Source organism: Serratia sp. TMDUHS_CL, from assembly GCF_037137105.1.
Taxonomy (GTDB): domain Bacteria; phylum Pseudomonadota; class Gammaproteobacteria; order Enterobacterales; family Enterobacteriaceae; genus Serratia; species Serratia nevei.
Genome location: NZ_JBBBDV010000001.1, coordinates 759,759 through 784,137, shown reverse-complemented (window position 1 = coordinate 784,137; position 24,379 = coordinate 759,759). Strand labels below are relative to the sequence as shown.

At 60.5% G+C, this 24,379-nt stretch carries 27 protein-coding genes; 13 read left to right on the top strand and 14 right to left on the bottom strand.

All coding sequences use genetic code 11. The features are described from left to right. Positions 1 to 109: 109 nt before the first annotated feature. Entirely contained in the window at positions 110 to 1,309 is a 1,200-nt protein-coding gene (locus WCL58_RS03725) for a multidrug efflux MFS transporter (protein WP_060439983.1), read from the bottom strand. A 251-nt stretch (positions 1,310 to 1,560) separates the two neighbouring features. Between WCL58_RS03725 and WCL58_RS03720 the strand changes: the two genes are divergently transcribed. Further along, complete coding sequence (locus WCL58_RS03720; RefSeq protein ID WP_141959172.1) at positions 1,561 to 2,010, top strand: MarR family winged helix-turn-helix transcriptional regulator; 450 nt, start codon at positions 1,561 to 1,563, stop codon at positions 2,008 to 2,010. Between the two features lie 37 nt (positions 2,011 to 2,047). Here the strand turns inward: WCL58_RS03720 and WCL58_RS03715 are convergent, their stop codons facing one another. Beyond that, positions 2,048 to 2,329, bottom strand: coding sequence for a YjcB family protein (locus WCL58_RS03715; protein WP_141959174.1), 282 nt, complete (start codon positions 2,327 to 2,329; stop codon positions 2,048 to 2,050). Between the two features lie 294 nt (positions 2,330 to 2,623). On the opposite strand from WCL58_RS03715, the gene mrdA reads away from it, so the two are divergent. Together mrdA and WCL58_RS03705 are read left to right on the top strand one after the other, a co-directional pair. Further along, the gene (gene mrdA / locus WCL58_RS03710) at positions 2,624 to 4,549 is read left to right on the top strand and encodes a penicillin-binding protein 2 (RefSeq protein WP_336850538.1); all 1,926 of its coding nucleotides are present in this window, start codon (positions 2,624 to 2,626) and stop codon (positions 4,547 to 4,549) included. A gap of 107 nt (positions 4,550 to 4,656) precedes the next feature. Next, positions 4,657 to 6,375, top strand: coding sequence for a penicillin-binding transpeptidase domain-containing protein (locus WCL58_RS03705; RefSeq protein ID WP_038875183.1), 1,719 nt, complete (start codon positions 4,657 to 4,659; stop codon positions 6,373 to 6,375). A gap of 72 nt (positions 6,376 to 6,447) precedes the next feature. Here the strand turns inward: WCL58_RS03705 and WCL58_RS03700 are convergent, their stop codons facing one another. The 3 genes from WCL58_RS03700 to WCL58_RS03690 form a co-directional block, all read right to left on the bottom strand. Beyond that, complete coding sequence (locus WCL58_RS03700) at positions 6,448 to 6,651, bottom strand: hypothetical protein (protein ID WP_223294866.1); 204 nt, start codon at positions 6,649 to 6,651, stop codon at positions 6,448 to 6,450. A 226-nt stretch (positions 6,652 to 6,877) separates the two neighbouring features. After that, positions 6,878 to 7,273, bottom strand: a complete 396-nt coding sequence (locus WCL58_RS03695; RefSeq protein ID WP_060439980.1) for a polyketide cyclase — start codon at positions 7,271 to 7,273, stop codon at positions 6,878 to 6,880. A 49-nt stretch (positions 7,274 to 7,322) separates the two neighbouring features. Next, the gene (locus WCL58_RS03690; RefSeq protein WP_336850537.1) at positions 7,323 to 8,561 is read right to left on the bottom strand and encodes a hypothetical protein; all 1,239 of its coding nucleotides are present in this window, start codon (positions 8,559 to 8,561) and stop codon (positions 7,323 to 7,325) included. Between the two features lie 413 nt (positions 8,562 to 8,974). Between WCL58_RS03690 and WCL58_RS03685 the strand changes: the two genes are divergently transcribed. Continuing rightward, positions 8,975 to 10,519 (top strand): methyl-accepting chemotaxis protein, encoded by a 1,545-nt coding sequence (locus WCL58_RS03685; RefSeq protein ID WP_336850554.1) that lies wholly within the window; start codon positions 8,975 to 8,977, stop codon positions 10,517 to 10,519. A 155-nt stretch (positions 10,520 to 10,674) separates the two neighbouring features. On the opposite strand, the gene osmB is transcribed toward WCL58_RS03685, so the two are convergent. Next, a complete protein-coding gene (gene osmB, locus WCL58_RS03680) occupies positions 10,675 to 10,887 on the bottom strand; it encodes an osmotically-inducible lipoprotein OsmB (protein ID WP_004940700.1) in 213 nt (70 codons plus the stop codon). A gap of 231 nt (positions 10,888 to 11,118) precedes the next feature. On the opposite strand from osmB, the gene WCL58_RS03675 reads away from it, so the two are divergent. From WCL58_RS03675 to WCL58_RS03665, 3 genes are all read left to right on the top strand, one after another. Next, complete coding sequence (locus WCL58_RS03675; protein ID WP_180548584.1) at positions 11,119 to 11,514, top strand: DUF427 domain-containing protein; 396 nt, start codon at positions 11,119 to 11,121, stop codon at positions 11,512 to 11,514. 131 nt (positions 11,515 to 11,645) lie between these two features. Then, on the top strand, positions 11,646 to 12,116 hold the full coding sequence (locus WCL58_RS03670) for an Rrf2 family transcriptional regulator (protein ID WP_048321542.1): 471 nt from the start codon (positions 11,646 to 11,648) through the stop codon (positions 12,114 to 12,116). Positions 12,117 to 12,309: 193 nt separating this feature from the next. Continuing rightward, positions 12,310 to 12,444 (top strand): AcrZ family multidrug efflux pump-associated protein, encoded by a 135-nt coding sequence (locus WCL58_RS03665; RefSeq protein ID WP_033643027.1) that lies wholly within the window; start codon positions 12,310 to 12,312, stop codon positions 12,442 to 12,444. 83 nt (positions 12,445 to 12,527) lie between these two features. Here the strand turns inward: WCL58_RS03665 and WCL58_RS03660 are convergent, their stop codons facing one another. Then, positions 12,528 to 13,415 (bottom strand): LysR family transcriptional regulator, encoded by an 888-nt coding sequence (locus tag WCL58_RS03660; protein WP_180548585.1) that lies wholly within the window; start codon positions 13,413 to 13,415, stop codon positions 12,528 to 12,530. A 121-nt stretch (positions 13,416 to 13,536) separates the two neighbouring features. On the opposite strand from WCL58_RS03660, the gene WCL58_RS03655 reads away from it, so the two are divergent. Beyond that, entirely contained in the window at positions 13,537 to 14,703 is a 1,167-nt protein-coding gene (locus WCL58_RS03655; protein WP_087762843.1) for a serine hydrolase domain-containing protein, read from the top strand. Continuing rightward, positions 14,694 to 15,911 (top strand): MFS transporter, encoded by a 1,218-nt coding sequence (locus WCL58_RS03650; protein WP_336850535.1) that lies wholly within the window; start codon positions 14,694 to 14,696, stop codon positions 15,909 to 15,911. Before WCL58_RS03655 ends, WCL58_RS03650 begins: the two co-directional genes overlap by 10 nt. On the opposite strand, the gene WCL58_RS03645 is transcribed toward WCL58_RS03650, so the two are convergent. Further along, positions 15,838 to 16,713: an alpha/beta hydrolase gene (locus WCL58_RS03645; RefSeq protein ID WP_336850533.1), complete on the bottom strand. Its 876-nt coding sequence runs from the start codon at positions 16,711 to 16,713 to the stop codon at positions 15,838 to 15,840. The two genes, WCL58_RS03650 and WCL58_RS03645, sit on opposite strands and share 74 nt — an antisense overlap. Before the next feature lie 147 nt (positions 16,714 to 16,860). On the opposite strand from WCL58_RS03645, the gene WCL58_RS03640 reads away from it, so the two are divergent. The 3 genes from WCL58_RS03640 to WCL58_RS03630 all read left to right on the top strand — a co-directional run bounded on the left by WCL58_RS03640 (position 16,861) and on the right by WCL58_RS03630 (position 20,198). Beyond that, a complete protein-coding gene (locus tag WCL58_RS03640; protein ID WP_336850531.1) occupies positions 16,861 to 17,610 on the top strand; it encodes a DeoR/GlpR family DNA-binding transcription regulator in 750 nt (249 codons plus the stop codon). Between the two features lie 12 nt (positions 17,611 to 17,622). After that, on the top strand, positions 17,623 to 18,690 hold the full coding sequence (locus tag WCL58_RS03635) for an oxidoreductase (RefSeq protein ID WP_102984712.1): 1,068 nt from the start codon (positions 17,623 to 17,625) through the stop codon (positions 18,688 to 18,690). Positions 18,691 to 18,803: 113 nt separating this feature from the next. Then, positions 18,804 to 20,198 (top strand): MFS transporter, encoded by a 1,395-nt coding sequence (locus WCL58_RS03630; RefSeq protein WP_102984711.1) that lies wholly within the window; start codon positions 18,804 to 18,806, stop codon positions 20,196 to 20,198. Here the strand turns inward: WCL58_RS03630 and WCL58_RS03625 are convergent. From WCL58_RS03625 to WCL58_RS03600, 6 genes are all read right to left on the bottom strand, one after another. Next, complete coding sequence (locus tag WCL58_RS03625) at positions 20,183 to 20,722, bottom strand: dihydrofolate reductase family protein (RefSeq protein WP_336850529.1); 540 nt, start codon at positions 20,720 to 20,722, stop codon at positions 20,183 to 20,185. The two genes, WCL58_RS03630 and WCL58_RS03625, sit on opposite strands and share 16 nt — an antisense overlap. Further along, positions 20,722 to 21,123: a VOC family protein gene (locus WCL58_RS03620; protein ID WP_048321551.1), complete on the bottom strand. Its 402-nt coding sequence runs from the start codon at positions 21,121 to 21,123 to the stop codon at positions 20,722 to 20,724. Before WCL58_RS03620 ends, WCL58_RS03625 begins: the two co-directional genes overlap by 1 nt. A gap of 142 nt (positions 21,124 to 21,265) precedes the next feature. Beyond that, positions 21,266 to 21,460 carry a ribbon-helix-helix domain-containing protein gene (locus WCL58_RS03615; RefSeq protein ID WP_038872997.1) on the bottom strand — a complete coding sequence of 65 codons (195 nt, stop codon included), beginning with the start codon at positions 21,458 to 21,460 and terminating at the stop codon, positions 21,266 to 21,268. Positions 21,461 to 21,539: 79 nt separating this feature from the next. Further along, complete coding sequence (locus tag WCL58_RS03610) at positions 21,540 to 22,328, bottom strand: spermidine synthase (RefSeq protein ID WP_336850527.1); 789 nt, start codon at positions 22,326 to 22,328, stop codon at positions 21,540 to 21,542. Positions 22,329 to 22,358: 30 nt separating this feature from the next. Beyond that, complete coding sequence (gene fabZ / locus WCL58_RS03605; protein ID WP_038873003.1) at positions 22,359 to 22,814, bottom strand: 3-hydroxyacyl-ACP dehydratase FabZ; 456 nt, start codon at positions 22,812 to 22,814, stop codon at positions 22,359 to 22,361. 189 nt (positions 22,815 to 23,003) lie between these two features. After that, positions 23,004 to 23,498 (bottom strand): TIGR00645 family protein, encoded by a 495-nt coding sequence (locus WCL58_RS03600; RefSeq protein ID WP_033648490.1) that lies wholly within the window; start codon positions 23,496 to 23,498, stop codon positions 23,004 to 23,006. A 215-nt stretch (positions 23,499 to 23,713) separates the two neighbouring features. Here WCL58_RS03600 and WCL58_RS03595 point away from each other — a divergent pair, with 215 nt between their 5' ends. Continuing rightward, positions 23,714 to 24,370, top strand: a complete 657-nt coding sequence (locus tag WCL58_RS03595) for a CPBP family intramembrane glutamic endopeptidase (RefSeq protein WP_336850525.1) — start codon at positions 23,714 to 23,716, stop codon at positions 24,368 to 24,370. The last annotated feature ends 9 nt before the right edge of the window (positions 24,371 to 24,379 follow it).

The window sequence follows — 24,379 nt, the reverse complement described above, 5'->3', positions numbered from 1 at the left end:
ATTAAATGACCGCCGCGTCGAGTAGGCTACGGCCGCCTTTGGCAGTGGTGGCACGGTTGATGGGCGTCATTGTCCCGCCACTGCTTGAGGCGTTTCCCCGCATTTCCCGTTATCCCGCGCGTTGACTCTCCACTTTTTTGAACTGATGGCGCAGCTGCAGCGCATTGCAAAGCACCAACACCGCCGTCACCGCGAACACCCAGCGGAACCCCATCATCGCCGAAATGCCCGAACCCAGCAGCGGGCCAACCACGTTGCCCAGGTACATAAAGGATTGGTTATAGCCGAAGATGCGCCCGGTCACCTGATCGGAGGAATACCTCAGCAGCAGCGCCTGCACCGCCGGCATCAGCGCGCCGTCGGCGAAGCCTAGCAGGAAGCGCAGAATGCCCAGCTGCAGCGGCGTATTGACCCAAGCCATCACGGCGAACAGCCCGGTGGTGAACAGCAGCGCGGCGATCAGGATGCGCGCGGTGCCGATGCGATCGCCGAGGCGCCCGAGGCGTGGCGCCGAGATCAGCGCCGCAATGCCGGGCACGGCGGCGATCATGCCGCTGACAAAGGCAATATTGCTGACGTCGCCGGACAGCTCGCGGATGAACAGCGTCAGGATCGGGCTGATGGACGAGTTGGCCAGCTGGATCATCAGGGTACAAACGAACAGGGTGACGATCAGCGTCGGATAGGGCAGCGAACGGAATACCGCCTTGCCGCTCAGCTGATCCGCTTTTTTCACCGTGATGCGCCGCTCTTTAATCAGGAACAGCGTCACCAGGAAGCTGACGAACATCAGCCCGGCGGTGACGAAAAATACCACCCGCAGCCCCAGATGATCGGCCATCAGCCCGCCCAAGAGCGGCCCGGCGATCACGCCGGAGATCTGTCCGGTAGAGAGCGTGCCCAGCGCCCAGCCGCTTTTATCGCGCGGCGCCTGCGAGGCGACCAGCGCCATGGCGTTGGGAATATAGCCGGACGTCAGCCCCATCAGGGCGCGCAGCGCGAACAGCTGCCAGACGTTGGTGGCCAGCCCCTGCAGCGCGATGACAATCGCCATGCCCAGCGAGGCGCGCAGCAGCATCAGCTTGCGGCCTTTGCGGTCGGCCAGGCTGCCCCACAGCGGTGAGACTACCGCCGAGACCAAAAAGGTGCCGCTGAACACCAGCCCGGACCACAGGCTGAGGGATTGGTGATCGCTGACGCCGAGCTGTTCGACGTACAGCGGCAGAAAAGGGAGGATTTGGCTCATCGCCAGCCCGGTGAAGAAACACCCGAGCCAGACCGAGATCAGATTGACTTTCCACGCTTCCATCGGCTTACCGTACCACGTTGAATAAGGAGGGATTTATTAAGCAAAATAATAATAACACTGCAAATTAATCGGCGAGGGGCAAATGCGTGAGCAAACGTAACCCTGCCGATGCAGTGTCTTTTTTGCTATATATTAATAGCTATATTATCATAGGTAACTAGGTTAAGCCAGAGCGGCGCGGTAGCCAGGAAGGGCACCGCGCGATCCGGCGGTGTGAAAGCAGGGATAAACTGAACGCTAGATTGATGCCAATGAAGAAAGATCATCCTGAAGACGTGACGCTGCTGCGCACGCAGTTAATGTCGCTGGTGCGCCGTTTACGGCGCGAATCGCGCAGCGACGAAAAATCCTGGGCCCAACTGATGCTGTTGGGGGCTATCGATCGCCACGGCGGCGAGGCGACGCCGTCGCTGCTGGCGGAATCGGAGCGCATGCGTTCCTCTAACCTGGCGGCCGCGTTGCGTGAGCTGGAGGCCGATGGCTTGCTGGTGCGCACGCCGGACGCCGAAGACAAACGCCGGGTGCGGGTGCGCCTGACGCCCGCCGGGCTGGGCCTGCTGCAGCAAAGCCGCAGCCGTCGCGAGGCGTGGCTGCTGGCGGCGATGGAGAGCTGTTTAACGGAGCGGGAGCAGGCGCTGTTGATTGAGGCGGGGGGCTTGATGGCGCGGCTGGCGGCGGCGCCGTCAACGGAAACGGAATAATCGGCGGGGCGGCCGGTGCGCCGCCCCTGCGGCGAGATTACGGCATCGGCCAATCGACCGGCATGGTGCTGACCACGTCCACGTAGCGATCCCAGGCCGAAGACCAGAATTGGGTGAAGGCTTCCAGGGTAAGGTGGATGCCCATCAGGCCCATCACGAACCAGCAGGCGGTAAACAGGCCCAGGCTGCTGAACATGAACGCCATGCCGTTACGGCTGGTCTTACGGCAAATGACGTTTAACTGGCTGGCGAAGAACATCATCACGGCGCTCAGCAACTCCCAGCGCATCATGACTAAACCGGTGGCAATGGTACTCATCGAACTCGATCCTATGTAACAAAAAGCCGCATCCGGCAGGGCGCCGACAGGGAAATGCGGGGGAATATCGGGAATAGTGTGATTAAGATCACATTGTAGCATTGGGGCGAACGGCGGCTCAATGGGAAGCGCGGTGAAAAAAACGCCGACGGTAACATTCCAATATGCTGAAACAGTTATGCCATTTCATTAGCAACCTTTTCATGGGGCGGTGCGCCCGATAACGCTATGCTTGCCGGCTTTTCAGTTCCCTGATTTTGCGGGGAAATGTGACGCAAAAGGTATCGGCACCGCATGGCCCTGTTAAAAGAAAAAATTCGCGACCACTCTGCGGAAGAGAGGCTGTTTATCCGCCGGGCCGGCGTAGCGCTGGCACTGGTGGTGGTCTGTTTCGGCGTGCTGATCGTCAATCTCTACCGGCTGCAAATCCGCCAGCACGGCTTTTACCAGACGCGTTCCAACCAGAACGACATCAAGATGCTGCCGATCGCCCCCAGCCGCGGGCTGATCTTCGATCGCAACGGCATTCCGCTGGTGCGAAACGTGACACTGTATCGTATCGAGATCACGCCCAGCAAAATCAGCAACATGGCGGCGCTGCTGCAGGCGCTGACGCCGATCGTCGACCTGACGCCGGAGGACATCAGCGCGTTTCGCGACGACATGCACCACAACAGCCGCTACAAACCGGTGACGCTCAAAGCCGGGCTGAGCGACACCGAGGTGGCGCGCTTTGCCGTCAATCAATACCGTTTCGACGGGGTGACGATCGATACCTATCAACAGCGTGAATATCCTTACGGCGCCCAGTTGGCGCACGTGCTGGGCTATGTGTCGAAGATCAACGACAACGATCTCAAACGCCTGGACAAGGCCGGGCTGAGCGAGAACTATGCCGCCGACCGCAACATCGGCAAACAGGGCATCGAGGCCTATTACGAGTCCGAACTGCACGGCACCACCGGCTATCAGGAGGTGGAGGTGGATAACCACGGGCGGGTGATCCGCCTGCTGAAGGAGCAGCCGCCGAAGGCCGGCAAGAACATCTATCTGACGCTGGATTTACCGCTGCAGCAGTACATCGAATCGGTGCTGAAGGGGCAGCGCGCCGCGGTGGTGGTGGAAGATCCGCGCGACGGCGGCATCCTGGCGATGGTCTCCAGCCCCAGCTACGATCCCAATCCTTTCGTCAAAGGCATCGGCTATCAGGCCTATAAGACCTTGCTGACCAACCCGGATTTGCCGCTGATCAATCGCGTCACTCAGGGCTTGTACCCGCCGGCGTCGACGGTGAAGCCCTACATGGCCGTTTCGGCGCTGTTCGCCGGGGTGATCACACCCACCACCACCTTTTTCGGCGCGCCGACCTGGACGCTGCCCGGCACCGAACGCCGCTACCGCGACTGGCTGAAAACCGGCCACGGCATGCTCAACGTCACCAAAGCGATCGAGGAATCCGCCGACACCTTCTTTTATCAGGTGGCGTATGAGATGGGTATCTACCGTATCCACCACTGGCTGAGCCAGTTCGGCTACGGCCAGTCCACCGGCATCGATCTGAACGAAGAGTACCGCGGCGTGCTGCCGAGCCGCGACTGGAAGCTGAAGGTGCATAAAAAGGGCTGGTATCAGGGGGATACGGTTTCGGTGGGCATCGGCCAGGGGTATTGGGTGGCGACGCCGATCCAGATGGTAAAAGCGCTGACCACGCTGATCAACAACGGCCAGGTGAAAACGCCGCACCTGCTGTATTCGTTGCAGCAGGGCAACCGGGTGACGCGCTACCAGCCGCCGGCGCAAGCGGCGCAGATCGGCGATCCCCACTCGCCTTACTGGGGCATCGTGCGTAACGGCATGTACGGCATGGCCAACTTGCCGAATGGCACCGGTTACAAGCTGTTCCACACCGCGCCATACCAGATCGCCGCCAAATCCGGCACCTCGCAGGTGTTCAGCCTGAAGCAAAACCAGACTTACAACGCCAAAATGATCCCGGTGCGGCTGCGCGATCACATCTTCTATACGCTGTTCGCGCCTTACAAAAACCCCCGGGTGGCGATGGCGCTGATCCTGGAAAACGGCGGCGGCGACGGCGTGGTGGCGGGGCCGACCGCCCGCGCGATCCTCGACCACATTTTTGACCCGGCCAACGCGCCGCAGCCCGGCGATCCGGCGCAAAGTAAACCGCAGTTAAACGACAGTGCGGATGTGCAACGGTGATGCGGTTTGTTTTTACTTTCTTACAAACTGCAATCTCCTGACCATTTCCGGCAAGGTAGACTGAAATAACACCATAAACCGAATAAAAACGCAGGGTTAACACAACAGTGGCGCCATCGACCAAAAAAAGCGGTAAAACCTATTCCACAGTTCGTTTCGGCTGGATTTGCGCCGGCATGCTGGTCTGTTTTTTTCTGTTGGCGTTCAGGGTCGGCTATCTGCAACTGCTGGAACACCAGCAGTTGGCGGATCAGGCCGACCAGCGCTCGATCCGCACCCAGGTGGTGCCGACCAACCGCGCCATGATCACCGATCGCAACGATGAGGCGCTGGCGGTCAGCGTGTCGTCCAAAGACATCGTGCTGGATCCGAAACACATTCTCGATACCCAGACCGACACCGGCAACGAACGCTGGCAGAGCATGGCCAACGTGCTGAAGATCCCGCTGGCGGACGTGCAGCATCTGATCCAGAGCAACGCGCATAAGCGTTTCGTCTATCTGGCGCGCAAAGTGGAGGACGACAACGCCGCCTACATCAGCAAACTGCATCTGACCGGCGTCAGCACCGAGCAGGATTTCAGCCGATTTTATCCGATGGGCCAGGATGCCGCCGGGCTGATCGGCATCGTCGGCCAGGACAATCAGGGGCTGGAGGGCATCGAGCTGGGCTTCAACCCGCTGTTGCAGGGCAAAAACGGCCTGCGGGTCTATCAGAAGGACGGCAGCGGCGCGGTGATCGGCGTGCTAAAAAGCGTGGATCCGGTGCCGCCGCCGAACGTGACGCTCAGCATCGACAAATTTATCCAGTATGTGCTCTATGCGCAGATCCGCGACGGCGTGGTGGCCAACCAGGCCGACTCCGGCTGTGCGGTGTTGGTCAAGATCGACACCGGCGAAATCCTCGGCATGGCCAGCTACCCGTCGTTCAACCCGAACAACTATGGCAGCACCCCAGCGAAAGACATACGCAACGTGTGCAGCAGCGACAGCTTCGAGCCGGGCTCGACGGTGAAACCGGTGGTGGTGATGGTGGGGCTGGAGCATAAGCTGATCCGGCCGGATACGGTGCTGGACACCACGCCGTATCGGGTGAACGGTCACCTGATCAAAGACGTCGGCCACTGGTCGAAGCTGACCATCACCGGCGTGCTGCAAAAATCGAGCGACATCGCGGTATCGCACATTGCGCTGGCGCTGCCGGCCACGGTGCTGCCTGCGGTCTATCGCAGCTTTGGCCTGGGGCGGCCGACCGAGCTTGGCATCGGCAACGAGAGCAGCGGCTATCTGCCGCAGCATCGTGAACGCTGGGCCGATATCGAACGCGCTACCTTCTCCTTCGGCTATGGGCTGCGCGTGACGCCGCTGCAGATGGCGCGCGAGTACGCCGCTATCGGTTCCTTCGGCATTTATCGGCCGCTGTCGATCACCAAGGTGACGCCGCCGGTGATGGGGCAGCGTATTCTGCCGGCGGATACGGTACGATCCGTGGTGCATATGATGGAGAGCGACGCCTTGCCGGGCGGCAGCGGGGTGAGCGCCGCGGTGCCGGGTTACCGGCTGGCGATCAAAACCGGTACCGCCGAGAAAATGGGCCCGAGCGGCAAATACGACGGCGGCTACATCAACTACACCGCCGGCGTGGCGCCGGCCAGCGATCCGCAGGTGGCGCTGGTGGTGATGGTCAACAACCCGAAAGCCGGCAAGCACTTCGGCGGTTCGGTGGCCGGGCCGGTGTTCGGCAAGATCATGGCCCAGGTGCTGGAGCACATGAATATTCTGCCGGATGCCCAGCCGCTTAACGTGGTGTCGTCGGTCAAGGGGTAATGATTTAAGCGGGAAATATTGGGCCAGAGAATCTCTGACCCAATATTTAATGCAACGAGTCTGACTTACGCGTTATTTCCCTTGGGTTGCCCACCATTTCGCTACGCAAGCATTGGGTGCCTGAATAGTTTTACCTTCTTTGGTGATATAAGGTACCGGTGAGTAGATTCTTGAGCAGTAGCCTGCCGGGCGTTCGGTAGCATTAACGGTGAGAGGGAGGCTAACGGTGGTGGCTAAAATCGCTGTGAGCAGCATCAGATTTGATAACTTCATCATTCTTCCTTAATTAATTAAAATAGAGTTACATGCTTGCCGTTACACGACGAGCGCTAATGAGAGTATTAATTTGTTGGTATAACGTCTACGGCAGATTTCATTATGGATGCGCCCTGATTCATTGATTAATATTTATATTGAATATTTATATCAACATCTAAAAACAACATTTATTTTCCCGAACGCAATTGCTGTCTTTCATTGAAATAAATGTTCCAACAAGCGGTTAGCTGGGCTCAAGGTAATGCTTCAGCGCCTGCAGATCGGCGTTCACCAGCCCGGCGTCGCGGGCGAACAGCGCATCGTCCATATCCGGCTGGCGGAACAGGGTGAAGATCACCTCGGTGCCGCGCCGGTTGGCGAGCGCGCGCAGCGGCACGTAGACCACGCCGCCGTCCGGCAGCGTCACCCAATGATCCAGCACGCCGAAGGCATTTGGCGCGCTGAAGCGAATGTGGATCCGCCCCTGCGGGGTGTCCGCCACCCAGTCTTCATCTTCCCGCCGCAAGCTGTTGGCTAACCCTTTGGCCCACAAGGGGAAGTTTTCCGGCTGGCTGAGAAAGGCATACACCTCGTCACAGGGGCGGTTGATGGTAACATGCAGCGTTTGTGCGCTCAGCATCGTGGTTTCTCCGGTTGGCGGCGATACTTCAGTGTAGATCCCGCCGCGCTTAGAAGTAGTAACCGATGTTCACGTTGGTGCGAAAATACCATTTATTGCTGCCGGGGGACTGGGTGCCGGTCCAGCCGGTGGCATTTTCTACGCCGCCCCACGGGTTGGCGTTCTGCGCCCAGGTCAGATCCACCCACAGCATCACCGGCATGGCGAACGCTTGTACCCCCAGCGTGTTCATTTTAGAGTCGGAGCCGCCGTGCCTGTCCTTCCAGAGCACGCTGTAATCGTTGTAGAACCGCAGCTTTTTCACCGGCCCCCAGGGCACGTCGACGTCGCGCGCCAGGTTGATGGCGGCGGTGGTGGCCTGCGACGGGATCAGATAGGCCGGCGTCAGGCCGTTGCCCCCCATCAGGATCACCGAATTGTTGGCCCCGGCCGGGCCTTTGGCGTCGTAACCGTAGCGGATCACCTGGCCGGACAGATGCCAGGGATCGTAATTCACCAGCGTATGTAAGCCTGCCGCCCAGAAGCTGCCGTTATCGCCGGTCGCCTGGTTGTAGAGCCGCGAGGCCGCCAGCGAACCGCCGAGCTCATTGTTCCAGCCGCCCTGATGGAAAGCGCGCGTCAGCCGCAGGTTTACCTGATCGCGTTTTTCGTTGCGCTGCAGGTGCTGTGACGCGTAGTTGGTGTTTTTCAGATCGTCGTAGCTGGCGACGTCGGGGGCGTAACGCACGCCGGTCGGCATCATGCGCGGGTAGTAGGCGGCGTCGAAGGCCCAATCGTCATGCTGGTATTGGTATTTGGCGCCCAGCCCGGTGTTGACGCCAAAGCCGAGGTAAAACGGAATGCCGTACGACCAGCCGAACTGCGGGTAGGGCATCAGGCCGAACGGTTTGAACGGCGCGCCGAGTTGCACGGCGGAATGCTCAGACAGGTGGTAGCCGACATAGGCGCGGTCGATGGCGTATTTGCGCCGATCCTGAAACCAGAATCCGCTATCGAAAAACGCGTCGTTTACCTGGCCGGCGGCATCGATGCGAAAGGCGTCAAAGCGTAAATGCGGAGGATTCCGATAATTGCTGCTGTGCCAGTCTTCATAGCGATAATTGGCGCGCAGTGCGCCACCGATATCAATATTCTTTTTATTATCCTCGCTTTGCCAATGAATATGCGGAAATGCCGGGCGGCTTTTTTTTACCGGTGCCACGGTGGCGGCAACGTCGTTGGGTATTGCGGCGACGGTTGCATAACTCACTGGTGAAACAAGGAAAAAACAAAGCGAAATTTTGCGCATGCCAGGCCCCTGAAGAAAGTAGACTGTTTATTAAGGCGAGCGAGTTTCACCTGTGAACAGGGTGCTTACGCTCATCGGTTTTATATTTGAGACGATTTTATCGAGCGTTTCATATATTAAATTTAGCGCCGGTTAATATATGAAACTTTGTTTCTTTTTTAATGGGAAAACTATAAATCCGGTATTAAACAAGTCAAGAAATAAAAATGAGAGTTGACGGGCAATACCGATTATTGGTTGTTTTGGTCGGCGGCGGCGGCACACAGCAGGCTGAAATATTAGTGTCATCAATGCCCGTTAGACTCGCGGCATCCTGGTATTACTGACTAAAAATCATGAACATAAAACTGACACTGGGCCGCAGGGTAAAATCTGCGGCGGCGCTGCCGCGCGCGTTTGGCTTCGGCAAGAGCATGGGCTTATTAAGCGGCGTAATTTGCGTTATCGCGCTATTTTCTCTGCTGCAACTGTTTTCCACCGTATTTATTTCTAATATTCTGCGCGACGCCAAGGCTAACCTGGTGGCGGGCGATGGCTTGCATCGCCAGCAGGCGACGATGGATCGCGCCAGACTGTCGCTGCTGACGGCCAGCGACAGTCTGAACCGTGCGGGCATTTACTACCTGCAGGACAAAGCCACCGGCTCCGACGGCAGTTGGCACAGCCTGCTGGATGAGTCGTTGGCGGCGCTGCAGGCCTCAGAGCAGGCCTTCGCCCAGTTCGAGCGCCTGAGCGCGGAGGCGCCCGAGACGGCGGGCGCCCTGAAAGACAGCTATCGCCTGTTCTATGACGGCCTGAAAGAGCAGGCGCAAGGGTTGCAGGGCAGCAGCATCGATGCGTTTTTCGCCGTGCCGATCCAGGCATTTCAGGCGGATTTCAACGAGAAGTATCTCGCTTACCAGGCGCTGAATGAGCGGCGTGGCGATGATGTCAACGTGCGGCAATTGGCGGCGCTGGAGCAAGCCAAGACCTTTGCGCTCGGCGCGCTGGCCGCGCTGGCGCTGATCGCCGTGGGGGTGTGGGTCGGCGTCTCTCGCTGGGTGATCGCACCGCTGCGGCGGGCAATCGCGCACCTCAACGTGCTGGCCGCCGGCGATCTTTCGCGGCCGCTGCCGCCTGAGCGGGCATTCAACCGCGAGATGCACCAGCTGCAGACCAGCATTGGCCACATGCAGGGCGGCCTGCAGCGCCTGGTCAGCGAGGTGCGCGATGCGGCGAGCGGGATCCTGAACGGCGTCGGGCGGCTGGCGGACGGCAATCGACAGTTGACGGCGCAGTCGGCGAAGCAGAACGGTGAATTGCAGTTGGCGACCGAGCACGTGCAGCAGCTGGCGGCGCGGGTGGAAGAGAACGGTCAATACGCGCAGCAGGCCAGCCAACGAACCGAACAGGCCCGGCAGTGCGCCGGCGCCGGTGAGCAGACGATGGAAACCGTCAATGTTTCGATGCAAGGGATCGTCAACCAATCGGCCGAAATGCGCGGCATCGTCGCGCTGATCGACAGCGTGGCGTTCCAGACCAATATTCTGGCGCTGAATGCGGCAATCGAGGCGGCGCACGCCGGCGTTCATGGCCGCGGCTTTGCCATCGTGGCCAAAGAGGTGGGGCTGCTGGCGCAAAAAAGCAGCCATTCGACGCGCGATATTCAGCAGTTGATCAACCGTTCGCTGCAGCAAATCGATCAAGGTTCGCAGGCGGTGGATCTACTGACGGGCAACCTGCGCCAGATTATCGATCTGGTGAACAAATGCAGTGCGCTGATGGGGGACATTTCCCTGGCATCGCTCAATCAGGGGGAGAGCATTCAGGACGTGACGGCGCGCATCTCGGCGCTGAATCAGGTGGCGCGCCAAACCGGCACGGTGGTGAACGCGGTGACCGAGGCCTCGCAGCTGTTGCAGGGCGAGTCGGAACGGTTGGAAAAAGCGATGGCGCGTTTCAGGCTGCCGGCGCAATAAATACTTCCGATGCAGGTTAATGAATAATAAAGCTGCGCTTAACGTTATTTATTATTTTCGTGCCCTGAGAAAGTTCAGCGGTTAAATAAAAGCGCAGGCCGACGCTTATGGATTAAAAAAACATCGGCCTGCAGAGATTATTTTTGACGGGATGATTAACGGCTGGTCTGGTGGCCGATAATGCCGCCGAGCGCTGCGCCGCCAAGGGTGCCCAGCGTGCTGCCGTCGGTCAGCACCGCGCCGCCGACGGCGCCCACGCCCGCGCCGATCGCCGTGTTGCGATCGCGATTGGACATATGCCCACATGCGGTAACGGAAAGCGTTGCCATCACCACCACCAACACACCTGCGGCACGTTTAATATTCATAATGAGTTCCTGGTAAATTGACTGATTAATGGATTAAAAATAATCCGATTAACCTGCCGGTAGAAGTTGGGATGAATGTATTCCTCCGTAAGAAAATCGAACAGGTAAAAATTCTTAATTTTGCAGCGGTGAAAAGCGATTGCTCGCCGAATGTGCGGCCGCCGGTAAAATCGTGGGTCTATACTGGAAAGACGCCTCGCGGGGTGCGGGGCGCACACTCTGGAGGCCGCCATGTCCGATCTCGTTTCCGCATCCGGCAAACCGGTGAAAATCCCCGGCCCGGCCCACCCAATCACCTTGACCCGCCATCCGGCGCGGGTTGTCGTGCGTGCAGCCGGTCAGACCCTGGCCGACAGCCGCAACGTGCTCATCCTGCAGGAAGCCACCTATCCGCCGGTGTTTTACTTTCCGCGTGAGGATGTGAATCGGGCGCTGTTGCAGAAAAACGAGTACGTCAGCTACTGCCCTTATAAGGGCGACTGCAGTTATTTCTCTCTTATGTTTAACGGCGAACAGGAGGCCAATGTGGCCTGGAGTTATGAAATGCCCTACAACGCCGTGGTAGCAATCAAGGATCATCTGGCATTTTATCCCGATAAAGTGGCGGAGATCCGCACCGAAGCATGAGCCGCCGCCGCCATCGGGCGTGGGCAGGTTGACATTCTCATTGTCCCTACTCATTATGTGTATTACCGGAAATTGATACGCTTTCCTTATGTTTTAATCCGACATAAACGAAACTCTGAGCAGGTGCCAAGGTGTCTACCTCTACGCGATTTGCCGTTGCCATCCATATTCTGACCAACATCACGCTGTGTCGCGGCCAGACGGTGCGTTCCGAAGATATCGCGCGCAGCGTCAACACCAACCCGACGGTGGTGCGGCGCATCCTCGGCGCGCTGGCGGAGGCCGGGCTGACCTATTCACAGATGGGGCAAGGCGGCGGGGCGCTGCTGGCGCGGCCGGCGGAAGCGATCTCGTTGCTGGACGTGTATCGCGCGGTAGAGGATCAACCGTATTTCATGCTGCACCGTACCCGGCCTAACGATGCGTGCTATATCGGCCACGCGATTACCCCGGTGCTGGAGCAAGAGTTCGCGCGCGTCGGTCACGCGCTGGAAGCCAGCCTGGCGCAAACCAGCATCGCCGAAATGGCCGGGCAGGTCGAGCGGCGCGCAGGCTATCCTTTTGTCCCTTGTTCACCGCAATATCAAGCGGATACGCAATAAAAACCCACGCCAATTCCCGCTACGCGCAGAGCATTTTTTGCATTGCTTTAATGTAATTGTGTAAGTTACATTAGCTCGCATCAAGTGTGATGTAGCTCACGTTTTAGACTGCCTCCCCACGATACTCAACCGATTGGCCGGAAACCTTTTCTTCCGGCGCAGATTCGCTGTGCTTATAAACCAGGAGAGAACGATGTTAGAAATGATTGAAAGCTTGGCCACCGTGGTGGTCCTGGTGCCGGTAATGGTGGCCGTCTTGCTCGGCGCGATTTACGGCCTGGGTGAAGTGTTCAACGTCTTTTCCGCTATTGGCCGCAAAAACGGCTGATGGCACGCCAGGGGGCGGTTCTCGTCCTCCGGCTCCCCCGAATTATCCTGCACCCTCCTTGCTTCTATAGCGTAAATACCCCTCTATTCCCGAAAAAGTCGGGCGCTCAGCGTATTGATGAACACCCTGAGTTTCGGCGTCAGGTGCTTGCTGGAAGGCCACAGGACTTTAAAGCTGCCGCTGTGGTGACTATGCTCGCGCAATATCTGCTGTAATCGCCCCTGTTCCCGTGCGCGCTTCACGGCAAAATCCGGCAAACAGGCGATGCCCTGGCCGCTTTCCGCCAGGTAAATCAGGGTATCGACGGTGTTGCAGACCAGCCGGGTGTTGATCCCCTCGGCGAGCAGCTTTTCCCATCCGGCGATCGGCCAGGGTTCCACTTTGCCGGTCGAGGGAAATTTGTACAGCAGGCAGGCATGGCCTTGCAGTTCCGCCGGTTGATGCGGGATCCCCATCTGGCGCAAATAATCCGGCGAGGCCACCAGCTGCAGTTGAAACGTGCCCAGCTGGCGGCTCATCAGCCGTGAGTCCTCGGTCTCGCCGACGCGAACTACGGCATCAAAGCCTTCTTCGATGACATCGACCCGGCGGTCGGAAAAATCGGTTTCCAACTCAATCTCCGGGTAACGCCGGACGAACTCCGCCAGCACCGGATTCAACAGGCCGCCCACTAACGGCAAACTGACGCGGAGCTTGCCGCGCGGCGCGCTGTGCGTATCGCTGATTTCCCGTTCCGCCGCCGCTAATTCCCCGAGAATACGCTGGCAGCGGAGCAGAAACAGCCGGCCTTCGGCGGTCAACGTCATGCTGCGCGTGCTGCGGTGGAACAGGCGTGCACCCAGCCGATTTTCCAGGCGGGCGATGCTTTTCCCCACCGCGGAGGCAGAAATGCCGAGCACGCGGCCGGCCTCAACGAAACTCAGCGTCTCCGCGGCCTGCACAAAGACGCTCACCCCAGACAGATTATCCATTGCTTGCCTCATTGCGGACGAAATTGTCCGCTATGAAAGGAAATCTAGCCTGTTTTTCCGTTAATCGCCACGCTCTATGCTCGGTGGCGACAGCATGGGCTGACTACCTGGAGCAATAAAGATGAGTGAATACGGATCCTCCGCCAACGCGATCGACGGCGCGATAGAGAAAGCCTTGCGCGAAAAACGATTGGTTGGCGCGGTCGTTTTGGTGGCGCAGGGCGGTGAGATCGTTTATCGACGTGCGGCGGGCATGGCAGATCGCGAAGCGGGCAAACCGATGGCGTGCAATACGCTGTTCAGGTTAGCTTCGGTGTCCAAACCGATCGTGTCCACGGCGGCGCTGGCGCTGATGGCGCGAGGAGACATGCGGTTGGACGATCCCGTTACCCGCTGGCTGCCGGATTTTCGTCCGCGGCTGGCGGACGGCACCGTCCCGTTGTTGACGCTGCGCCATTTGATGACCCACACCGCCGGGTTAAGCTACCGTTTTTTTCAGCCGGAAGGCGGATGCTACGCCCGATTGGGCGTCTCCGACGGGATGGATGAGGCGGCGCTCAGCCTGCCGGAAAATGTGCGGCGCATTGCCTCCGCGCCGTTGCTGGCACCGCCCGGCGCGGAGTGGCGTTATTCCATCGCCACCGATGTGTTGGGCGCGGTTATTGAACGGGCGAGCGGCCTGCCGCTGGCGCAGGCGGTCAAAAAATGGGTGACCGGGCCGCTGGCGATGACGGATACCGATTTCCTGGCGGTGGACGCCGCGCGCCTGGCGGCCGCTTACGCTGATCATCCCGGCGAGCCACGCCGCCTGCGCCAGCCGGATCGTTTACCCTTCATCGACGGCAGCGCCGGTTTTCATCTGTCGCCGGCGCGTGCGCTGGATCCGCAGGCGTACGCCTCCGGCGGCGCCGGCATGGTCGGTTCGGCGGCGGATTTCCTGCGCCTGCTGGAAACGTTGCGCCAGGGAGGAAAGCCGGTACTGCCAACTGATTGGGTGACGGCGCTGACCACCAACCAAATCGGCGATCTGCCGATGCCGTTTTGGCCAGGGCGCGGCTTCGGCCTGGGCATCACCGTGCTGAAAGATCCCGTCGCTGCGCAAACGCCGGAGTCTGTGGGCAGCTGGCGGATGGGCGGCACCTATGGCCACTCGTGGTTCGTCGATCCTGCCCGGCAGCTCAGCGTGGTGGCATTTACCAACACGGCGCTGGAAGGAATGTCCGGCACCTTTGTCGGCGAGATTTGTCAGGCGGTTTATGCCGCCACGGGAGTGCCGTCATGGGCCTGATGCCACCGATTTTCTTCATCGCGCTGGGGCTGTTCGGCGTTTACTGCATCGAGTTCGGCGTGGTGGGTATTTTACCGCAGATCATCGCGCGCTATGGCATCTCCACGGCGCAGGCCGGCTGGCTGGTCGGGGTCTTCGCCCTGACCATTGCGCTGTTCGGGCCGCTGTTGGTGTTGCTGGCGTCGCGGTTCAATCGCAAACGCATGTTGTTGATCGCGTTGGCCGTATTTACGGCAGCCAGCGCGCTGGCCGCTCAGGCGGACAGCTTTGCCATGCTGATGCTGCTGCGTATTTTGCCGGCGTTGTTTCATCCGATCTACTTTTCACTGGCCATGGTGGCGGCCGCGGCGCTTTATCCGCCGCATCTGGCCACCAAAGCAACCGCTTATGCGTTTATCGGCACCAGCATGGGGATGGTATTGGGCATACCGCTGACGCAATGGATCGCCGGGCAGTTCAGCTATGAGGCATCGTTCCGATTTTGCGCGCTGGTCAACCTGCTGGCGGCGCTGGGATTGCTGTGGCGCTTGCCTGATGCGGCCGTGCAGCGTCTCAGCTACGGCAAGCAGTTGGCAATCCTGCGCAGCGGCACGCTGTGGTTGAATATCACTACCTGCGTGCTGATCTTTGCCGCCATGTTTGCCGTCTACGCTTACGCAGCCGAGTACCTCAGCCGTGAAGCCGGTATTGGCGACGCCGCCATCGGCTGGCTTCTGGTGGCGTTCGGTGTGGGCGGCGTCGCGGGGAACCTTTTGGCCGGCAAGGGGTTGAGCCGCCATCGCGCAGTGACGGTGCTGCTGCATCCGATAGCCTTGATTGCGGCTTATGCGCTGTTGTATCGCTACGGCAGCTCGAATATTGGCGCGATGACGGCACTTTGTCTGTATTGGGGGGCGGCGCACACCAGCGGTTTGATCGTGACGCAGGTCTGGCTGACCTCCGAAGCGCCGCAAGCGCAGGCGTTCGCCACCGGGCTGTATATCGCCTTTATCAACCTGGGCGTGGCGGTGGGGTCGCTGGTGGGCGGTTGGTTTATCGCTGCCTGGGGGCTACAGGGCAGCCTGCTGTGTGGGGCCATGTTTGCCGCACTGGCGGCGATCGCGATCGCCGCCAGGCTGTGGCTGCAACGGCAGGCTACGCTTGCGTTGCGTCAATCATCGCCATCACCTGCCGAAACATCGCGCTTTCCGCATCGGCCAGTTCGTTGACCAGTGTAAAGTGGTTGCAGTGGCGATCGGCCAGCAGCTGGACGTCGAGGCCGCACGCCAGGCAGGCGTCATAATAGGCCTGCGTCTGGTTTTTAAACCCTTGGGTTTCCCGCTGGCCGACGTCGAGCAATATCTGCGGCGCATGTTCCTTCGCCGGCAGTAAAAACAGCGGGCTAAGGGTTTGCGCCTGCTCGGGCGTCAGGTGCAGCCAGTCGTTGATGTAGATATCGCACAGCGGGCGCAGATCGTAGAGGCCACTCAGCGCCAACGCGCCTTTGATCGCGTTGGGCGGCAGGCGATAGCGTGGTTGCCAGCCGTCGGCGATCAGCATGCCGCACAGGTGGCCGCCGGCCGAACTGCCGCTGACGAAAATGCGTGCCGGGTCGATGCCGAAAGGCGCCCCGTGATGATAAAGCCAGGCGACGGCGCTGCGCACCTCGTGCACGATCTCCGCCAGCGTCGCTTCCGGTGCCAGCGTGTATTCCAGCGTGGCGACCGCCACGCCGCGGCGGGCAAACGCGGCGGCCATCGAACAGGCTTCCTCTTTGCGCTGCGAATGCCAGTAGCCGTCATGAATAAAGATCAGCAGCGGGGCGGGCTGCGTGCAGGCCGGGAACAGATCGAGGCGCTCTGCGGCGCTCATGCCGTAGCGCAGATCGTAAATACCGGGTGTCTGCGCCTTGGCGCGCTGGGCCAGCGCGGCGTATTCCGCCATGCAGGCGTCAAAATCTTCCACCGAAGCGCGGGCGTTGTATTGCACGGCGCGCGCGCTCAGGTCTTCAAACGTCAGATCGATGCTCATCACTTCTCCGGATTGTTATGCGTTATGCCTTCATCATCGTCCCGCAGGCGAAAAGATGTTTGATCTCCGGTGCGCATCATTGCGGCTTCTCTGATGCTGTTTTCTGCTGTATATTGCTGTTTTATGCTTTTATTGCGGAATAAACCCATGCACAAAGCGGCACGACAGCGCCATTTACTGGATTTGCTCAGCGAACGCGGGCAGGCGGCGGTGGCGGAATTGGCCGGCGCCATCGGCGTTTCGGTCGATACCGTGCGCCGCGATCTGGCCGATCTCGAACGGCAAGGGTTGGCGCAGAAACATCACGGCGGGGCGATCGCGCTCGAACCGTCCGACATGCCGCGCCAGGCGCGTGCGGCGCTGTTGCCGCAGGTCAAGCAGCGGCTCGGTCGCGCGGTGGCCGCGCAGATCCCACCCGGCAGCACCCTGATGCTGGATGCGGGCAGTACGCTGCTGGCGGTGGCGCAGGCGCTGCGTGGGCCGGCCACGGTGATCACCGCTTCACTGGATATCGCGCAGTGCCTGAGCGACAGGCCGGAGATCAACCTGATTCTGCTTGGCGGCCAATGGGATGCGCGCCAGCGGCTGTTCGCCGGCGGCGCCACCCTGGCGTTGCTGGCGCGCTACCGCGCGGACATCGCCTTGCTGGGCGCCTGCGCGGTGCATGCGCAGCTGGGGCTGAGCGCCGGCGAGGAGGCCGATGCCGAGGTCAAACGCGCCATGCTGGCCAACAGCGGCGAGCGCTGGCTGGTGGCCGACCATATGAAGCTGGATCGCTGCGAACCGCATCACGTTGCGGATCTGGCGCAGATCCAACGGCTGTTTACCGATCGCCAGTGGGACAACCTGGACGAACAATCACTGATTGAACTTTGTGTCGTCGCCGACGACCGCTAGAGGAGAACACTGATGAACGATACCGCTCGACCGTTGCAGGTGGCACTGATTGGCTACGGCTTTGTCGGCAAGGCGTTTCACGCGCCGCTGATTAACGCGGTGCCGGGGCTGGAACTGAGCGTGGTGGCTTCGCGCGATGCCGCCAAGGTGCATGCCGATCTGCCGTACGCGCAGGTGATCGCCGACCCGCTGGAGGCTATCCGCCGGCCGGAGGTGGATTTGGTGGTGATCGCGTCGCCGAACGATACCCATGCGCCGCTGGCGCTGGCCGCGCTGGAAGCGGGCAAGCACGTGGTGGTGGATAAGCCCTTTACGCTGGATTTGGCGCAGGCGCGCACGCTGATTGCGGCGGCGGAAAAACACGATCGCCTGCTGTCGGTGTTCCAGAACCGCCGCTGGGACAGCGACTACCTGGGCGTGAAGCAGGTGATCGAACAGGGGCTGATCGGCAAGGTGACGCACTTTGAGTCGCACATCGATCGCTACCGCCCTGAAGTGCGGGTGCGCTGGCGTGAACAGAATCTGCCGGGCAGCGGGCTGTGGTTCGATCTGGGGCCGCACATGGTCGATCAGGCGCTGCAGCTGTTCGGTTTGCCGCACAGCGTGCAGGCCAACATCGCCACGCTGCGCCCCAACGCGCAGGTTAACGACTGGGCCCACGTGGTGCTCAACTACCCGACGCACCGCGTGATCCTGCACGGCAGCATGCTGGTGGCGGGGGGCGTAGCGCGCTTTACCGTGCACGGCGAGAAAGGCAGCGTAGTCAAAGCGCGCGCCGACGGGCAGGAAAGCCAGCTGCTGGCCGGTGTGACGCCGGGCTCGGCGGAGTGGGGCAAAGACGACGACGCGATGAGCCTGTTTATCGGCACGGAGCCGGTGCGCACGCTGCCGACGCCGGATGGCGACCAGCGTCAGTATTATGTCCAGGTGCGCGACGCGCTGCGCGGCGCCGGCGCCAACCCGGTTACCGCTGCGCAGGCGCTGGCGGTGATGGCGGTGCTGGAGGCGGCCACCTTGGCGGCGGAAACCGGCGTCACCCAAACCCTGCCGCTCACCGAGGCGGAGATCGCCGCCTGGTAACGGCTCGCGTCAGATAAGGCGTCAGACGCATGGATACAGTGCATGTCGTGCGTCTTCCGCCATCCCAACCCCTGGCATAGGCTATCCCTCAGTCTATGTCAGGAGTGTTTATCATGTTATCCCATCCTACGCCGCAGGGCGTCCGCGGCATACTGGCCGCACTGTCTCTGAGCATGCTGCTGTCATCACTCGGCATCAGCATCGCCAACGTCGGGCTGCCGGCGCTCGCCACCGCGTTCCATGCTTCGTTCCAGGCGGTACAGTGGGTATTGCTCTGTTATTTGCTGGCCGTCACCACCTGCATCATCGGCATCGGTCGCTTGGGCGACAGCCTTAATCGCCGCCGCCTGCTGCTGGCGGGTATCGCGCTGTTTACCGCCGCTTCGCTGGCTTGTGCGCTGGCCCCGCAGCTTTGGCTGCTGCTGGCGGCGCGCATGGCGCAGGGGCTGGGGGGCGCGGTCATGATGTCGATCGCCATGGCGCTGGCGGGCGAGGCGCTGGGCACGGAAAAAATCGGCCGCGCGATGGGGCTGCTCGGTACCATGTCGGCAGTGGGCACCGCGTTGGGGCCGTCGTTGGGCGGCGCGCTGATCGCCGGTTTCGGCTGGCGGGCGATGTTTCTGATCAATCTGCCGCTGGGCCTGTTGGCGCTGTGGCTCGCCTGGCGATACTTGCCGGAGGGGGCGCGCCCGGCCGCGCGCCAGGAACCGTTCGATCGCGCCGGTACGCTGCTGCTGGGCGGCGCATTGCTCTGCTATTCGCTGGCGATGACCCTGGGGCGCGGCAATTTCGGCGCGCTCAACCTGGCGTTGATGCTGGGGGCCCTGTTGGCGGGGGCGCTGTTCATCGGCGTGGAGCGCCGCGCCGCATCGCCGCTGTTGGCGCCGACGATGTTCCGCCATCCGGCCCTGACGGCGGGGCTGGCGGCCAGCGCGCTGGTGATGACGGTCATGACCGCCACGCTGGTCGTCGGGCCGTTCTATCTGTCACGCGCGCTGGGGTTAAGCGCTGCGCAGGTCGGGCTGGTGATGTCGGCGGGGCCGGCGGTGGCGATCCTGACCGGCATTCCGGCCGGTTATCTGGTGGATCGTTTTGGATCGCAGCGCATCGCCCAGTTTGGGCTGGCGGCGGTGGCCGCCGGTGCGGCGTTGCTGTCGCTGCTTAGCCGCGCCGGCGTGCTCGGCTATGTGGCACCCATCGCGCTGCTGACCGCCGGCTATGCGCTGTTTCAGGTGGCCAACAACACCATGCTGATGAAGGATCTGTTTCCTGAACGGCGCGGTTTGATCGCCGGCATGGTCAATCTGGCGCGCAATCTCGGGGCGATCACCGGTGCTTCGGCGATGGGGGCGCTGTTTTATCTGGCTTCGCAGCGGGTGGTGGGAACCGCCGCCGCCGCGGCTTACGGTATGCGTGTGACCTACGGGACGGCGGCGCTGTTGGCGCTGGCGGCGTTGCTCATCGCCTTCGGCGGCCGCCGGCTGATGCTGCGTTACGACGCGCGCTGAACCGCGTAGCGTTCTTGCACGAAGCCGTTGTCCGAGGGGGTGACGGCGAGCAGGCGCAGGCGCTGCTCCGGGCCATCGGTGCCGAACAAGGGAATGCCGCCGCCCAACAGCAGCGGCACGCGCGTGATAGTCAGCTCGTCGATCAACCCGGCCTGCAGGAAGCGCTGGACGGTCTGGCCGCCGTCGATATACAGGTGACGGCAGCCTTGATCGGCCAGCTGCGCCACGATGGCCGCCGGTTCGCCAGTCATCCAGCGAATGTGCCCGGTATCTTGTTGTGCGGGCGGCTGCGTCGACAGCACCACCACCGGCAGTTCGCCATAGGGCCACTCGGGAAAGGCGCGGACTTTCTCATAGGTATGGCGCCCCATTACCAGCGCGTCGATGTCGGCGATAAACGCCTCATAGCTTAGCCCGTTGAGCAATGAAACCGCGTACTCGGGCCGCAGCAGCCAGTCGATGTCGCCGTCCGCTACGGCGATGAAGCCGTCCACGCTGGTGGCGATGTAAACCGAGCATTTCATCAGGCGAGATCTCCCCGGTAAACCACATGCACCTTGTTGCCGTCGGGATCGCGCAGGTAAGCGCCGAAATAGCCTTTGCCGTAGTGCGCGCGTTCGCCGGGTTCGCCTTCGCTGCTGCCGCCCGCCAGCAGGCCGGCGGCGTAGGCGCGCTTGACCTCCAGCTCATCGGCGGCGAGAAAGGCCAGCATGCTGCCGTTGCCGGCGCTGGCAGGCTGTCTGTCGAAGGGTTGGTAGGCATAGAAACGCGGCAGCGTTTGCCCCGGCATCACCCAGCAGCGGGCGGCGGGGCCGCCGTCCGGCGTCACTTCCCGCCGCTGTAATCCCAGCGGCAACAGAATGGCGTCGTAGAATGCGGCGGCGGCGTCCAGATCGCTGACGCCGACGGTAATATGGCTGAACATGGCGCTTCCTTTCCGAAGAGGGATGAACGCATCAAACAGTAGCAGCGATGCTGCCGAATGGACAGAGCGCAACGGAGGATTCGGATTAGGGACGCGCGCAGGGGGGATAGCGCGCTTCACGGTATGCGGGGCAGGCCGCCGCTCAATTGCTCTCTACGCGCGGGTTGGCGTGGGTCGGCTGGCTGGGATAGTCCACCTGATGCTTATGCAGGTAATCGCGGATCAGCTGGCGCACCACCTGGGAAGGGGTGACGTCCTGCTGCAGGCACAGGTCTTCCAGGGCTTTTTTCTTGTCCGGGTCAATCAGCACCGTTAGCCGCGCCGTTTTCTTTTCCATCAGGATCCTCCAGAGAATGATAACTGAATGATAATACCACGTGGGCGAAGCGGCCAGCCAGACCGCGTCGCCCCCGCCTTTAGCGGAAATGCAGCCGCTCTATTTTGCGCGACAGATAGCCGAGCTCGCAGTTGAACAGTTCGCCGCTGCCAGCGGCCAGATTGCGTAGCGCGCTCAGCGGCAGCGTCACCCGGGCTAGCGTGGCGTAAATAATGACGTTGCCGCTGGGGGCGACGCAAAACAGCACGGTGTTGAATACCCGGTGCAGGCTGTGGTACAGCAGGCTATTTTCGTCGGGCAGATCGTGGTAATTCAGCACCAGCCAGCCCCCGTCGTTCAGCCGTGCGGCGCAGTTTTCCAGGAAGGTCTGGCTGCCTTGCTGCGGATCCATGGCAAACGCCGAATAGAGATCGGAGAAGATCAGATCGTAGCGCGTCTCGGCGGGCGGGCGCACGAAGTCCATGGCATCGGCGGTGCGCAGGCTGATGGTGTCGGTGACCGGCAGCGTAAAATAACGGCGTGCGATGGCGATCACCGCGGCGCGCAGCTCGACCACGTCCAGGCGCATCGTCGGATCGAGGGCGTGCAGCGCACGCAGTAGGCTGCCGCCGCCCAACCCCAGGATCAACGCCGACGTCGGCGGCTGCCAGGCCACCGCCATCAGCATCGCTTTGATGTAGTTGTGGATCGGCTGCGCGGGGTTGCTGAGGCTCATCTTGCTCTGCTCGCAGATGCCGTCAAACCGCAGCGTGCGGTAGTCCTTGTGATCGGAAACGATGATTTCGCCCCAGGCGTCGGCTTCGCGGGCGATCACCTGGCCGCGCGGAGAGAAATCGAGGGTTCTGAGTAAGCTGTCAACCAGAGACATGGTATTCGCAGGGCTCCTTTGGCAAGCGGCCTATTTACGGGCGCACATGAAATCGGCGGTGCAAATGCGTTGGCCGTCGATGCTGGCACGGCCGGTAAAGCGGGCGATCGCCCCGCGCCGGCGCACAAAGGCGACCTCCATCAGCACCTGATCGCCGGGGCGGGCGGCGCGATAAAAACGCGCCCGCTGGATGGCGGCGAAATAGTAGTGTTCCCCTTCGTTCAGCGCCCCGAGATAGTAATGGGCCAGCAGGCCGGTGCTTTGCGCCAGCGCTTCTACCAACAGCACGCCGGGAAAACCGGCGAAGTGAGCGTGGCCGCTCCAGAACGTCGGCTCATTGGCGGTGATGTTCTTGATGGCGCTCAGCCGCCCTTCGGCAATGCAGGTGCCGGCGGGCAGCACGCGATCGACCAACAGGCAGGGATAGCGATGAGGCAAAATCGCCTGAATATCGTTGAATTGCAGGGGATGACCATTCAATGGCATGGGGGCGCGTGATCCTGTCTGCGGCGAAACCGGTGCGATGGCCGGCGTTCAGTCCATGGTGAGTGTAATAGAATTATAATAAAATTATCATCAGATGTGCCAGATGAAAGACATGATGGCGGAGAAACAGGCGCAGAATGGAGAGGAAGGAGGCACCCGATGCTGGCGATCGGGTGTGGTAGCGCGTGGTTAGTGCTTGGAACGGGTGACCTTGTCCAGATAGCCCATCACGAAAGCGGACAGCACGAAGGTGAGATGGATGATCACATACCACATCAGCTTGTTGTCCGGCACGTTCTTGGCGTCCATAAACACCCGCAGCAGGTGAATGGAAGAGATGGCGACGATGGAGGCGGCGACTTTGTTTTTCAGCGAGGTGGCGTCCATTTTGCCCAGCCAGCTCAGCTTTTCTTTCCCTTCGGTGATATCCAGCTGCGAGACGAAGTTTTCATACCCGGAGAACATCACCATGACCAACAGCCCGCCCACCAGCGCCATGTCGACCAGCGACAGCAGGGTCAGGATCAGATCGGCTTCGGCGATAGAAAAAATGTTGGGCAGGACGTGCAGGATCTCCTGAAAAAACTTGATCGACAGGGCGACCAGAGCCAGTGAAAGGCCGACATAAACCGGTGCGAGCAGCCAACGGGAGGCGTACATCGTGTTTTCGAGCAAGCGTTCAATCATAAAATTTTATTAATTACGTGGCTAAAAGAGCGCTCAGTATAACGCAGGAGACCCGGGCGAAATCAACCGCGTGCCAATGGCTTGGAGAAATTTGCGAATGGACGTTCGCTGCGAACGGGTTCATGACAATGATATCGCATAGGGATAAACTGCCGCGGTCTCTTGCCTTGCTACCGTTCCGTCAATCGCTGCTCAAAACTAAGGATGGTTATATGGTCGACAATGCGTTTATCGCGAGAACGCGAGCCGTTAATGGCTGCTTTTCCATGTTTTTGCTGATGTTCCTGATTACATTTATTCCGTTGTTCATTGAGAACAGAGCCGCCTTGATGCGACAAGGGCTATTGCTGCCGTTGCTGTACGGAATGGAATTTGTCGCTATCTTTTCGTTATACCTGCTCTTTTTCCGCCGTAGAGAAGGATTGGGCAAAGGCGAGGTTAAACGCAACGATTTTGCGCTGCTGCTGTTCGCGCTGTTGGTGATTCAGTTTATTTTCCCGCGCTTGATGGGCGTGGAAAAAACGGAAACCTGGGTGACGGAGCAGGTGGCATTGCCCGGCGAGATTTTGGCGCTCAATGCCGCTTTGTTGGTTTTCGTCGTCCCCGTCTATGACGTATTTCGCGGCTGTCTGTTTAACGCACTGATGTATTGGTTTAACGATAAGGTGATTTGGGCCGCGTTAACGGTGTCTGTCATCTTTGCCGTTTTGCATACCCAGTACACCGATTGGCGCACATTGGCAGCCCTGGTGCTCATCTCGCTGGTGTTAACGGCCGCCCGAGTAAGATCCAAAGGGATCTATTTGCCCATTGGGCTGCATATGACCATGAATGGCGTCGTGATGGCGGCCAGCTATGCGTTAAATTGAAGCTGTGCT

What these genes read in the sequence shown, in the direction of transcription:
- WCL58_RS03625 (WP_336850529.1), bottom strand. Translation starts at nt 20,722, where the DNA reads ATGAAATGCTCGGTTTACATCGCCACCAGCGTGGACGGCTTCATCGCC.
- WCL58_RS03655 (WP_087762843.1), top strand. Translation starts at nt 13,537, where the DNA reads ATGAGTGAATACGGATCCTCCGCCAACGCGATCGACGGCGCGATAGAG.
- WCL58_RS03660 (WP_180548585.1), bottom strand. Translation starts at nt 13,415, where the DNA reads ATGGATAATCTGTCTGGGGTGAGCGTCTTTGTGCAGGCCGCGGAGACG.
- WCL58_RS03675 (WP_180548584.1), top strand. Translation starts at nt 11,119, where the DNA reads ATGTCCGATCTCGTTTCCGCATCCGGCAAACCGGTGAAAATCCCCGGC.
- WCL58_RS03695 (WP_060439980.1), bottom strand. Translation starts at nt 7,273, where the DNA reads ATGCTGAGCGCACAAACGCTGCATGTTACCATCAACCGCCCCTGTGAC.
- WCL58_RS03700 (WP_223294866.1), bottom strand. Translation starts at nt 6,651, where the DNA reads ATGATGAAGTTATCAAATCTGATGCTGCTCACAGCGATTTTAGCCACC.
- WCL58_RS03635 (WP_102984712.1), top strand. Translation starts at nt 17,623, where the DNA reads ATGAACGATACCGCTCGACCGTTGCAGGTGGCACTGATTGGCTACGGC.
- WCL58_RS03715 (WP_141959174.1), bottom strand. Translation starts at nt 2,329, where the DNA reads ATGAGTACCATTGCCACCGGTTTAGTCATGATGCGCTGGGAGTTGCTG.
- fabZ (WP_038873003.1), bottom strand. Translation starts at nt 22,814, where the DNA reads ATGCCATTGAATGGTCATCCCCTGCAATTCAACGATATTCAGGCGATT.
- WCL58_RS03650 (WP_336850535.1), top strand. Translation starts at nt 14,694, where the DNA reads ATGGGCCTGATGCCACCGATTTTCTTCATCGCGCTGGGGCTGTTCGGC.
- WCL58_RS03595 (WP_336850525.1), top strand. Translation starts at nt 23,714, where the DNA reads ATGGTCGACAATGCGTTTATCGCGAGAACGCGAGCCGTTAATGGCTGC.
- WCL58_RS03665 (WP_033643027.1), top strand. Translation starts at nt 12,310, where the DNA reads ATGTTAGAAATGATTGAAAGCTTGGCCACCGTGGTGGTCCTGGTGCCG.
- WCL58_RS03645 (WP_336850533.1), bottom strand. Translation starts at nt 16,713, where the DNA reads ATGAGCATCGATCTGACGTTTGAAGACCTGAGCGCGCGCGCCGTGCAA.
- WCL58_RS03640 (WP_336850531.1), top strand. Translation starts at nt 16,861, where the DNA reads ATGCACAAAGCGGCACGACAGCGCCATTTACTGGATTTGCTCAGCGAA.
- WCL58_RS03685 (WP_336850554.1), top strand. Translation starts at nt 8,975, where the DNA reads ATGGGCTTATTAAGCGGCGTAATTTGCGTTATCGCGCTATTTTCTCTG.
- WCL58_RS03610 (WP_336850527.1), bottom strand. Translation starts at nt 22,328, where the DNA reads ATGTCTCTGGTTGACAGCTTACTCAGAACCCTCGATTTCTCTCCGCGC.
- WCL58_RS03720 (WP_141959172.1), top strand. Translation starts at nt 1,561, where the DNA reads ATGAAGAAAGATCATCCTGAAGACGTGACGCTGCTGCGCACGCAGTTA.
- osmB (WP_004940700.1), bottom strand. Translation starts at nt 10,887, where the DNA reads ATGAATATTAAACGTGCCGCAGGTGTGTTGGTGGTGGTGATGGCAACG.
- WCL58_RS03630 (WP_102984711.1), top strand. Translation starts at nt 18,804, where the DNA reads ATGTTATCCCATCCTACGCCGCAGGGCGTCCGCGGCATACTGGCCGCA.
- WCL58_RS03615 (WP_038872997.1), bottom strand. Translation starts at nt 21,460, where the DNA reads ATGGAAAAGAAAACGGCGCGGCTAACGGTGCTGATTGACCCGGACAAG.
- WCL58_RS03620 (WP_048321551.1), bottom strand. Translation starts at nt 21,123, where the DNA reads ATGTTCAGCCATATTACCGTCGGCGTCAGCGATCTGGACGCCGCCGCC.
- WCL58_RS03690 (WP_336850537.1), bottom strand. Translation starts at nt 8,561, where the DNA reads ATGCGCAAAATTTCGCTTTGTTTTTTCCTTGTTTCACCAGTGAGTTAT.
- WCL58_RS03725 (WP_060439983.1), bottom strand. Translation starts at nt 1,309, where the DNA reads ATGGAAGCGTGGAAAGTCAATCTGATCTCGGTCTGGCTCGGGTGTTTC.
- mrdA (WP_336850538.1), top strand. Translation starts at nt 2,624, where the DNA reads ATGGCCCTGTTAAAAGAAAAAATTCGCGACCACTCTGCGGAAGAGAGG.